Origin of the sequence: Tenacibaculum haliotis, assembly GCF_025215075.1 — a bacterium.
In the GTDB taxonomy this organism is placed as follows: Bacteria; Bacteroidota; Bacteroidia; order Flavobacteriales; family Flavobacteriaceae; genus Polaribacter; species Polaribacter haliotis_B.
The window spans coordinates 130,235-141,841 of sequence record NZ_JAOBTH010000027.1 but is presented as its reverse complement, the minus strand read 5'-3'; the positions used below and the strand labels follow the sequence as shown (position 1 = coordinate 141,841).

General features: G+C 32.5%; 9 protein-coding genes. 7 read left to right on the top strand and 2 right to left on the bottom strand.

Features of this window, described 5'->3' with window-relative positions; all coding sequences use genetic code 11:
• Window positions 1-40 precede the first annotated feature (40 nt).
• Complete coding sequence (gene miaB, locus N2251_RS08255; RefSeq protein ID WP_260586495.1) at window positions 41-1,495, bottom strand: tRNA (N6-isopentenyl adenosine(37)-C2)-methylthiotransferase MiaB; 1,455 nt, start codon at window positions 1,493-1,495, stop codon at window positions 41-43.
• Between the two features lie 197 nt (window positions 1,496-1,692).
• On the opposite strand from miaB, the gene topA reads away from it, so the two are divergent.
• The 7 genes from topA (at window position 1,693) to N2251_RS08220 (ending at window position 11,178) form a co-directional block, all read left to right on the top strand.
• Complete coding sequence (gene topA / locus N2251_RS08250; protein ID WP_260586273.1) at window positions 1,693-4,191, top strand: type I DNA topoisomerase; 2,499 nt, start codon at window positions 1,693-1,695, stop codon at window positions 4,189-4,191.
• Between the two features lie 52 nt (window positions 4,192-4,243).
• Window positions 4,244-5,404: a formimidoylglutamase gene (locus tag N2251_RS08245; protein ID WP_260586272.1), complete on the top strand. Its 1,161-nt coding sequence runs from the start codon at window positions 4,244-4,246 to the stop codon at window positions 5,402-5,404.
• A gap of 100 nt (window positions 5,405-5,504) precedes the next feature.
• On the top strand, window positions 5,505-6,884 hold the full coding sequence (porK, locus tag N2251_RS08240) for a T9SS ring complex lipoprotein PorK/GldK (protein WP_260586271.1): 1,380 nt from the start codon (window positions 5,505-5,507) through the stop codon (window positions 6,882-6,884).
• 53 nt (window positions 6,885-6,937) lie between these two features.
• Window positions 6,938-7,588 (top strand): type IX secretion system motor protein PorL/GldL, encoded by a 651-nt coding sequence (gene porL, locus N2251_RS08235; protein WP_260586270.1) that lies wholly within the window; start codon window positions 6,938-6,940, stop codon window positions 7,586-7,588.
• Window positions 7,589-7,635: 47 nt separating this feature from the next.
• A complete protein-coding gene (porM, locus tag N2251_RS08230; protein ID WP_260586269.1) occupies window positions 7,636-9,168 on the top strand; it encodes a type IX secretion system motor protein PorM/GldM in 1,533 nt (510 codons plus the stop codon).
• Window positions 9,169-9,186: 18 nt separating this feature from the next.
• Window positions 9,187-10,050 carry a type IX secretion system ring subunit PorN/GldN gene (gene porN / locus N2251_RS08225; RefSeq protein ID WP_260586268.1) on the top strand — a complete coding sequence of 288 codons (864 nt, stop codon included), beginning with the start codon at window positions 9,187-9,189 and terminating at the stop codon, window positions 10,048-10,050.
• A gap of 84 nt (window positions 10,051-10,134) precedes the next feature.
• Window positions 10,135-11,178, top strand: a complete 1,044-nt coding sequence (locus N2251_RS08220) for an NAD(P)/FAD-dependent oxidoreductase (protein WP_260586494.1) — start codon at window positions 10,135-10,137, stop codon at window positions 11,176-11,178.
• Here N2251_RS08220 and N2251_RS08215 read toward each other — a convergent pair whose 3' ends face one another.
• Window positions 11,179-11,574 (bottom strand): DUF983 domain-containing protein, encoded by a 396-nt coding sequence (locus N2251_RS08215; protein ID WP_260586267.1) that lies wholly within the window; start codon window positions 11,572-11,574, stop codon window positions 11,179-11,181.
• Between the last annotated feature and the right edge of the window lie 33 nt (window positions 11,575-11,607).

The window sequence follows — 11,607 nt, the reverse complement described above, 5'->3', positions numbered from 1 at the left end:
AAAAGGACTGATCTTTTCTCTTGCTTCTCTTTTCTAAAAATTAATTATTATCTGAATAGCCAAGCACAGTTCCTTTTAAGGTTGCCGACGTACAATCTTCTATTTTTATCATTACAAATTCACCTAATTTATAATTTTCTTTAGGAAAAACACATACGGTATTTTGTGTGTTTCTGGCTTTCCATTCATTTGGGTTTTTCTTAGAAGTTCCTTCAATTAAAAACTCTTCCGTTTTACCTATATGCTGCTGTGTTCTATATAAAGCGTGTTCTTGCTGTAAATCGATGATTTCTTGTAAACGCCTTTTTTTAGTTTCGAAAGGAACATCATCTGGCATTTTCTTGGCAGCTAAAGTTCCTGGCCTTTCAGAATAAGCAAACATAAAACCGAAATCGTATTTTACATATCTCATTAAATCTAAAGTATCTTGATGATCTTCTTCTGTTTCGCCACAAAAACCAACAATCATATCTTGCGATAATGACATTTCTGGAACTATCTTAAAGATGTTGTCAACCAATTCTTTGTATTCTTCACGTGTGTGTTGACGATTCATGGCTTTTAACATGGCGTTACTTCCGCTTTGAACAGGTAAGTGAAGGTATTTGCAAATGTTTTTATGTTTTGCCATGGTATGAATTACATCTAAACTCATGTCCTGCGGATTAGAAGTTGCAAACCGAAATCTCATTTTAGGGAATTCTGTAGCGCACATATCTAATAACTGAGCGAAATCTACCGCGGTAGCTTGCGCCATTTCAGAAGCTTTAGTAAAATCTTTTTTCAATCCGCCACCATACCACAGGTAACTATCTACATTTTGACCAAGTAAAGTAATTTCTTTAAAGTTTTGATCATGCATCGATTTAATTTCCTCTAAAACGCTCTTGGGGTCTCTACTTCTTTCGCGACCACGGGTAAACGGAACCACACAAAAAGTACACATATTATCGCAACCACGCGTAATAGATACAAATGCAGAAACTCCGTTAGAGTTTAAACGAACAGGAGCTACATCACCATAGGTTTCTTCTTTAGATAAAATTACGTTAATGGCATCTCTACCAGCATCAATTTCTTCTAATAAATTAGGTAAATCTCTATAAGCATCTGGTCCAACAACTAAATCAACAATTTTCTCTTCTTCTAAAAATTTTTCTTTTAAACGTTCTGCCATACATCCTAAAACCCCCACTTTCATGGTTGGATTTACTTTTTTAACAGCATTGTATTTTTGTAAACGTTTACGAATTGTAGTTTCAGCTTTCTCTCTAATAGAGCAAGTATTTACCAAAACTAAATCAGCGTCTTCTAAAACTTGAGTGGTGTTAAAACCTTGTTCAGCTAAAATAGAAGCTACAATTTCGCTGTCGTTCATGTTCATTTGACAACCGTAACTTTCTATAAATAATTTTTTAGTGTTTTCTGTCTTCTTTTCAGTTACAAGTGCTTGTCCTTGTAATTGTTCATCTATAACCTTTTCAGTGTGCTCCATATTCATAATAAAAATGATTGCAAAGATACAACCAAAAAGCAACTTAAGTGACAAATTGGCAGAAATATATTGGGCTGTTTTTTTGTTTTTAAGTCGAATTTTAAACAAAAAGTTTTTTTTTAAAAAAAACATTCTACTTTTGCAGATTCTAAACATCATTATATATATGGTGTAAAAAGAGATAATTGAAGAGAGATATGGCAAAGAATTTAGTTATAGTTGAGTCACCAGCAAAAGCAAAAACAATTGAGAAATTTTTAGGTAAAGATTTTCAAGTAGAATCTAGCTATGGTCATATCGCAGATTTACCATCGAAAGAACTAGGAATTGATGTTGATGGTGATTTTAGTCCGAAATATATTGTTTCTGATGATAAAAAGCCCGTTGTTAAGAAGTTAAAAGCTTTAGCAAAAAAAGCAGAAACTGTTTGGTTAGCGAGTGATGAGGATCGAGAGGGTGAAGCAATTGCGTGGCATTTAAAAGAACAATTAAAATTAAATGATGATAATACAAAACGTATTGTTTTTCATGAAATAACAAAAAACGCCATTTTAAAAGCAGTCGAAAATCCAAGAGATATCGATTATAATATGGTAAATGCACAACAGGCACGTAGAGTTTTAGACAGGCTTGTTGGGTATGAATTATCGCCTGTTTTATGGCGTAAAGTAAAAGGAGGCTTATCAGCAGGTAGAGTACAATCTGTTGCAGTTCGTTTAATTGTAGAAAGAGAACGCAGTATTCTTGATTTTAAATCAGAAACTCATTATAAAGTAATTGCTCAGTTTTCTAATACAGAAGGGAAAACGTTTAAAGCAACGATTCCGAAAAATTTCGATTCAAAAAAATCAGCTGAAGATTTCTTAAAGTCTTGTTCAGCTGCCGATTTTTCTATTGCTGATTTAACCAAAAAACCAGCAAAAAAATCTCCAGCAGCACCATTTACAACATCAACATTACAGCAAGAAGCTTCTAGGAAATTAGGGTTTCCTGTAGCGAAAACAATGCAAGTAGCACAGCGTTTGTATGAAGCCGGTTTAATTACTTACATGAGAACAGATAGTGTAAACTTATCTGTAGATGCAAGAAATGCAGCCGAAGAAGAAATTAGTAACTATTACGGAAAAGAATATAGTAAGCAACGTGTTTTTAAGTCGAAGGCAAAAGGAGCTCAAGAAGCCCATGAAGCAATTCGTCCTACCGATATGAAAAAGCATGCTATAAATAGTGAGTACGATCAAACAAGATTGTACGACTTAATATGGAAAAGAACGTTGGCTTCACAAATGAGTGATGCGCAATTAGAACGAACCAACGTTAAAATTGAGAACTCAGGAAACGAAAAAATATTCACTGCTAACGGTGAAATGATAAAGTTTGATGGTTTCTTAAAAGTGTATTTAGAAGGAAACGATAATGAAGAAGAAGAGCAAGCAGGAATGTTGCCAAATTTAAAAACTGGTGAAAGCTTAGCATATACTTTTATAAACGCAACGCAGCGTTTTACGAGTCCACCGTATCGTTTTACAGAAGCATCTTTAGTAAAACAATTAGAAGAGTTAGGTATCGGTAGGCCATCAACATATGCACCAACAATTTCTACAGTACAACGAAGAGGGTATGTAGAAAAAGGAGAAAATGAAGGTGTAGAGAGAAATTACGAACAAATGATTTTGTCTGACGGAGCTGTTAAAAGCGAAATGTTGACGGAAAAAACGGGTTCAAATAAAAATAAATTAGTCCCTACAGATATCGGAAATATTGTAAACGATTTCTTGGTTGCAAATTTTTCAAATATTTTAGACTTCGGATTTACAGCGAGAGTTGAAAATTCTTTTGATGATATTTCTGAAGGAGATGAAGACTGGATAGAAATGATAAAAGGTTTCTATACTAAATTTCATGAAAACGTAGAAGATGTTAAGGAAAATGCAGAAAGAGAAAGTGGAGAACGTATTTTAGGGAAACATCCAGAATCTGGAAAAACAGTTTTAGTACGTTTAGGTAAATTTGGTCCGATAGCACAAATTGGTGCTCCCGAAGATGAAGAGAAAGTATTTGCGAGCTTAAATAAAGATCAGCATTTAGGAACCATCACGATGGAGGAGGCGTTAGAGTTATTCTTGCTTCCAAAAAATTTAGGAACTTTTCAAGAGGAAGAAGTAATTGTTTCTAATGGACGTTTTGGTCCTTATATTAAATTCGGAACAATGTTCGTGTCTTTAGATAGAGGTGAAAATCCGATGGAGGTAGACTTGCCAAGAGCAGAAGAATTAATTGTTGCGAAGCAAAAAGCAGATGCGCCAATTTATCATTATGAAGATTTACCAGTACAAAAAGGAGTAGGTCGTTTTGGACCTTTCTTAAAATGGAATTCTATTTTTATCAACGTAAATAAAAAATACGATTTTGATAACCTTTCTACGGATGATATTATTGAGTTGATTGAGGTTAAAAAGCAAAAGGAGATAGATAAAGTACTTCATAATTGGGAAGATGTTGGTATTCGAGTGGAAAAAGCTCGTTGGGGTCGTTTCAATGTAATTAAAGGTAAAATTAAAGTTGAATTACCGAAAACTACAGAAATTGAGAAAATGACAAAAGAAGAAGCTGTGAAGCTAATAGAAGCTAAGACTCCTAAGAAAAAAACAACAAAAAAGAAGGTTGTTAAAAAGAAAGCAACAAAAAAGAAATAAAAAAGATTTCATAAAAAATAGTATATTGCCAATTCTTTAGTCCCCAGAAAAGATGAATTTTAGTTTTTTTACTCCTATCAATGATACCTTGGTTGCGCACTTAATGTCGCAATCATTAAGTGCTTTGGGGAAAAATATAGTAATTCATACTCTTGAAAATGGATTTCCTGATCTTTCTGAAATAAATATTGCCATTTTAGGTGTAAAAGACGGAAGGGGCGCAGTAAATAACGAAGGTTGTGGCGAGAATTTGCAACCTATTCGCGAAAAACTATATGAATTGTTTCCAGGTAATTGGCAAACTCAAATAGCCGATTTAGGAAATATAGCACAAGGAGATACTCTTAAAGATACTTATTTTGCTGTAAAAACAACCATAGAATACTTATTAAAGAAAAAAATTATTCCGATTATAATTGGCGGTAGTCAAGACGTAACATATGCAAATTACAGAGGTTACGATGCTTTAGAGCAAACTGTTAACTTGGTGTCTGTAGATAGTCGTTTCGATTTAGGTACTATAGATGAAGAGCTGTCTTCTAATTCTTTTTTAAGTAAAGTGATTATGGAACAGCCTAATAATTTGTTTAATTACAGTAATATAGGGTATCAAACTTTTTTTAATTCACAAGAAGAAATTGAGTTGTTAGATAAATTATATTTTGATGCTTTTAGGTTAGGTGAGGTAAAAGATGTAACTTTAGTCGAACCTATATTAAGAGACGCAGATTTGGTTAGTATCGATATTGGTTGTGTCCGTCAAAGTGAAGCACCAGCAAATAATAATGCGTCACCAAATGGTTTTTATGGAGAAGATATCTGTGCAATTGCAAGATATGCAGGAATAAGTGATAAAGTAACTTCTTTTGGAGTTTATGAATATAATCATAGGTTAGATTCAAATAATCAAACAGCAAGTTTAATTGCTCAGATGATTTGGTATTTTATTGAAGGAGTTAATGCTCGTGCAAAAGATTACCCGTTTGTAACAAAAGAAAATTATCAGAAATTCACAGTACTTTTAAGTGATGACGATCCAATAAATTTTTATAAAAGTGATAAAAGTGGTCGTTGGTGGATGGAAATAAATTTAATAACGAATAATAAACATAAAAGACATGCGTTAATACCTTGTAACTATAAAGATTACGAGCAAGCGCTTAAACGAAAAATGCCAAACAGGTGGTTTAAAGCCCTGCAAAAGCTCAATTAAAGGCTGTGTATTTTTTGTTTATGAAAAAATTATAACACGTAATTGTTTTTTAATAAAAAAAATAATAGGTTTACGACCTCTTTTATAAGAAAGAAATAATATGAAGAAAATAGTAGTATTTACATTGTTAGTATCTTTAATATACGCTTGTGGTTCAAGTGGTGATAGAGGAGAATTAGTAGGTGAGAAGTCAAAAAGAAAGTGGTTTGCAGAGAAACCATTCGGAATGGCTAAAATACCTGGAGGTTCTTTTACTATGGGTAAGCAAGATGAAGACCCGTTAGGAGCAATGAATGCACCAACTAAAACTGTTACGGTTCAGCCTTTTTATATGGACGAATCTGAAATTACAAATAGCGAATACAAACAGTTTGTATTTTGGGTGCGAGATTCTATTACAAGAACAAAATTAGCATATCAAGCTGAATTTGCTTCAGGAGGAGACATCGACCCGGCAACCGCAGGTAAAAATGCAGAGGGTATTCAGTTGTATGCATTTGCTTCAGCAGATACAGTAAATGAGTCGCCATACGGAAAGTACATGCGTGAAAACTATTACGAGTTAGGAGAAGGAATGGATTCTTTAAAACCATTGAATTGGCAAGAAGAACTTGTTTGGGAACAACAAGAATATCCAGATGTAGACTATGTTGAAGTAATGGATTCTTTATATTTAAAGAAAGATGAGTCTTTAAACGGAATAAGAACATTTAATACGAAGTTATTAAATTATAGATATTACTGGTTCGATAATGAGCAAGCAGCTAAAACAGGAAAAAACAGAAAAGACTTTATGAAAGATGAAGTTATTAATGTATATCCTGATACAACTGTGTGGATTAAAGATTTTAATTATTCTTATAACGATCCAATGCACCAAGAATATTTTGCACACAAAGCTTATGAAAACTACCCCGTAGTTGGAGTTACTTGGAATCAAGCAAAAGCATTTTGTCACTGGAGAACACAAACTAAAAACAATTTTCAACGTTCTAGAAAAAAATTAGGATTAGTTCCTTCTTTTAGATTACCTACAGAAGCAGAATGGGAATATGCTGCTCGTGGTGGATTAAATTATGGTAAATACCCTTGGGGTGGACCAAGTACTACAAGTGATAGAGGATGTTTCTTAGCAAACTTTAAGCCAGTACGTGGAGATTATGCTGCTGATGGAGCATTATATACTGTAGAAGCTGTTTCTTTTAATCCGAATGAATATGGATTGTATAATATGGCAGGTAACGTTGCAGAATGGACCAATACAGCTTATAATCAAATGTCTTACTATATGGGATCAACAATGAATCCTAACGTAGAGATTAAAGAAAACCGTAGAAAAATTATCCGTGGAGGTTCTTGGAAAGATGTAGCATACTTTTTAGAAGTAAGTTCACGTGACTGGGAATATGCAGATACAGCAAGAAGCTATATCGGATTTAGAACGGTACAAGATTACTTAGGTACAAGTAAAAATAAATAGCACAAAAACAAACAAGAATAAACAATAATAACCCCCAAAAATCACAAAAAATTATGGCACAATCAAAATCAACTAAGAAAATTTTTAACATGGCGTATGGTTTAGGAGCCTCAGTAGTAATACTAGGAGCTTTATTTAAAATCATGCACTTTAAAATAGGACCATTAACAGGTGGTGTAATGTTAACATTAGGTTTAGTTGTAGAAGCAATTATTTTTGCTATTTCTGCATTCGAACCAATTGAAGATGACTTAGATTGGACAAAAGTTTATCCTGAATTAGCAGACGGACAATCTTTAGGTAAAAAAGGAAAAGAAGCTTCACCAGAAGAAGCGCAAAGTATGTTATCTCAAAAATTAGATGGTATTTTAAAAGAAGCAAAATTAGATGCTACTTTAATTTCTAGTTTAGGAGATAGTATTAAAAATTTCCAAGGAGCTGCAGAAGGATTAACAGCTACTTCTAAAACAGTATCTTCTACAAATCAATACAACGAGCAAATGTCTATGGCAGCTGCAAAATTAGAATCTTTAAACGGGTTGTATACTACGCAAGTTGAAAACGCAGGTAAACAAGCTGATTTAAACTCTTCTTTAGTTGAAAACTCTCAACGTTTACAAGAACAAATGCAATCATTAGCAACTAATTTATCTTCTTTAAACGGAGTATATGGTGGTATGTTAACGGCAATGTCAACTAAATAATTAATTAGTTTTATCTAATTTTTATTAACTAAACAAACTAATTAAAGATGGCAGGAGGAAAACAGTCACCAAGGCAAAGGATGGTAAACTTAATGTACCTTGTATTTATTGCGATGTTAGCAATGAACATGAGTAAAGAAGTTTTATCAGCCTTCGGATTAATGAATGAAAAATTATCGGAGTCTAATATTAGAGCTACCGAAAAAAATAAAGCTTCGTATGAAACTTTAGCCCTGAAAGCAACTGAACAAGCAAAGCAGTATGGTGAAGCTAAAGAGAAAACAGATAAGCTTAGAGTAATGGCAGACGACTTCTTCACTTATATTGGGGCATTAAAAACTCAAATGACAAGTGATTTAGAAGACAAGAAAGCTTATGAATCTATGGATAAATCTGGGTTTTTAGATCAGTATTTTTTCGCAAGCGGAAAAATTACACCTAAAGGGAAAGAGTTTGTAGATAAAATGAATCAGTTTAGAGAAGAGTCTTTAGGTGTTTTAGGAGAGTCTAAATTATCTACAGTAGTAAAAGCTCGTTTTAGTACAGAAGATGTTAAAGGACAAGACGGAATTACAAAAAACTGGTTAAGTTATAACTACGAAGGGTTTCCTTTAATTGCATCTTTAACAAAGCTAACACAAATTCAGGCAGATATTAAAACGACTGAATCTGATGCATTAACAGCTTTATTACAAGGTGAATTAGAAAGCGCAGTATCAATGACAAACTATGATGCCATGGTTATTTTTGATAAAAACGCGTATTATCCTGGTGAAAAATTATCTGGTAAAATTGTATTAGGTAAAAATGACCCTAATTTAACAGCTGAAAAAGTTATCGTTAACGGTAAAGAAATGCCAGCTGATAAAATTCAAGCAGGTCAGGTTATCTTAGATGGACCAGCAGGTTCAGTTGGAGATAAGGAGTTAAAAGGAGAGTTTCAGTTTATGGAAAACGATTCTTTAGTAACTATCCCTATTTTAGGAGGCTATTCAGTAATTCCTAAGCCAAATGAAGCAGTTGTTTCTGCAGATAAAATGAATGTTGTATACCGTGGATTATCAAATCCATTAACGATATCAGTACCAGGAGTTTCAGGAAATAAAGTTTCTGCATCAGCACCAGGTTTAAGAAGAGTTAAAGGAGATAAATATGTAATGAACCCAGGTAAAGGAAGCGAAGTAACAATTAGAGTTTCTGCAACATTACCAGGAGGAGGGAAAATTAGTACTCCTAAGAAATACAGAATTAAAGATATACCACCAGCTGTTGGTATGGTAAGAGGTCAATACGGTACAGTAAGAATGCCTAAAGCTAGTGTTGCTAGAATTAGCGTTGCAGCAGGTTTACCAGATTTCTTATTCGATTTAAAATTAAATGTATCTAGTTTTAAAATTAAAGTTCCAGGGCAGTTAACTATTCCAGTAAATGGTAGAAATTTATCAGCTAGAGCAAAACAAGCGTTAGGTAAAGCTAGAAGAAATGATGTAATTACTATTTATGATATTAAAGCATCTGTTTCAGGATCTAATTACAAGATTAAGAAAGTGTTACCTGTAAGCATAGAAATTACAAATTAATAAGTAAAAAATTAAAGTATGAATTGGAAGCGTTTTTATATGGTTTTATTTGCCTTTGCTACTACAAGTATAGCAAGTGCACAAGCTAACCTCTTAAATTCTCAAAAGGTTGAAGAGATTGGATTTAAATCTGAAGCCCAAATAGCTTCAGAAGACGATAAACCACTTCCTTATGGCTATATTAGCGATAGAGATGTGTTATGGTCTAAAGTGGTGTGGGAATATGTTGATTTAAATCAAAAAATTAATTTACCTTATTATTACCCAATTGATACTACAAGTGCTGGTTTAACGAGACGTTCATTGTTTGATACCTTATTAAAAGGTATTAGTAATGGTGAAATCACTGAAGTATATAATGATTCTTACTTCACTATGAAAATAGGTATCAATGAAATTAAAGAAAAAACCTATATGGAACGTGACGATGGTTACGGAAATATGGATCCTTATTCAATACAATCTGCTGATATTAAAGGGTACTTAATTAAAGGTCTTTGGTATTTCGATAAGCGTGGAGGTGAATTAAAGTATCGTATGTTAGCATTAGCACCTATGGGACCAGATGTTCAAGCTTTAGGGATTGAAGAAATTGACGATAAAGAAAATGTGTACGAATTATTTTGGGTGTTTTTTCCAAATGCAAGAAATACGCTACATACTTCTAAAGTTTTCAATCCAAAAAATTCAGCGCATCCTTTGTCTTATGATAACTTATTAAACGCTAGAAGATTTACTTCTACTATAATGAAAGAAGAGAATATTTACGGAGATAGATCTATTAAAGACTATGTTAGAGGTAATTCTTTATTTCAGTTATTAGAAGCTGATAGAGTTAAAGAAAGTATTCGTAATCGCGAAATGGATATGTGGAATTATTAATTTCGGACTTATTATAAAAATTAAAAAGAGCTTGCATTGCAAGCTCTTTTTTGTTGTAATAAATAGTATTTTTGACTTATGAAAATTGAGGTAGATTATATTATTGTAGGCTTAGGTTTGGCAGGAATTGCATTTGCAGAAGAGTTGCAGAATGCAAATAAATCATTTTTGATTTTTGAAAACAATTCACAAACTTCATCTATAGTAGCAGGAGGCGTTTATAATCCTGTTATATTAAAGCGTTTTAATGCTGCATGGAATGGGCATGAACAAATAAAAATAGCACTACCTTTTTATAAAGTTTTAGAAGATAAGTTAAGTGTAAAATTAGATCACAAGTTTTCTATTAAAAAAGCATTTACAAGTGTTGGTGATGGTAATAATTGGTTTTCAGCTTTAGATAAACCAACTTTATTACATTATATGAATCCTAAAATTAGTAAGGAAAATATTGAAGGTGTTGTTGGTGATTTTGGTTTTGGAGAACTTACAGGAACAGGAAGAATAGATACAGCTTTACTTGTAAAATCTTACAGAGATTTTATTAGAAATTCAAATAGATTAATAGAAAGTCCTTTTGAGTATGATTTATTAAATATATCAGAAGAAGATATTCAATATCAGCATATAAAAGCGAATAGAATCGTTTTTTGTGAAGGTTTTGGAATAAAAAAGAATCCTTTTTTTAATTACTTACCCTTAAATGAGGTAAAGGGAGAATCGATCGTAATTCATGCACCGTCTTTAAAAATTGATTTTTTATTAAAATCAGGTTTTTTTGTAATGCCAATTGGTAATGATAACTATAAAGTAGGAGCTACATTTAATTGGACGGATAAAACCTGTGACCCGACACAAGAAGCTAAACAAGAGTTAGAAGAAAAATTAAAGAAAATAATTACAGTTCCCTACACCATAAAAGATCATACAGCAGGTATTAGGCCCACAGTAAGCGATAGAAGACCAATGATTGGTGTTCATCCTAAATATAAACAATTAGTTGTTTTAAACGGTTTAGGAACACGTGGTGTTATGATTGGGCCTACAATAGCTAAAAACCTATTTAATCACTTAGAAAACGGTGACGAATTAGATAGAGATACTGATATAAAAAGATTTGTAGATTAATTATCTTTCAGACTGTAGTTCTTTTGCGTTTTTATTATATCCGATAAAAATATTTATCCATATTATTCTAGATAAACGCAGTGTAAAAGGTATTAGTAATAATGAAACTACGATGATAGAAATAAAGCTTTGCAATATTGTTAAGCCAAAAATCATTTTAGAAATAATAAAAACACCTACAAATAAAGCAACAGATAAGCCATAGTTTACATACATTGCCCCGAAGAAAAAAGAAGGTTCCATCATGTATTTTAAATTACAACTCGGACAGTTATCATGTAACTGCGTTACTTTTTTTGGGTTAAGAGTAATTTTATGCTTAAAAAATTCACCTTCGTGACAACGAGGACATTTACCTTTTAAAACACTATATAACTTTGTTCCTTTTCTAATCATAATTTAAGTAGCTTTGCATTTTTCAAATTTACG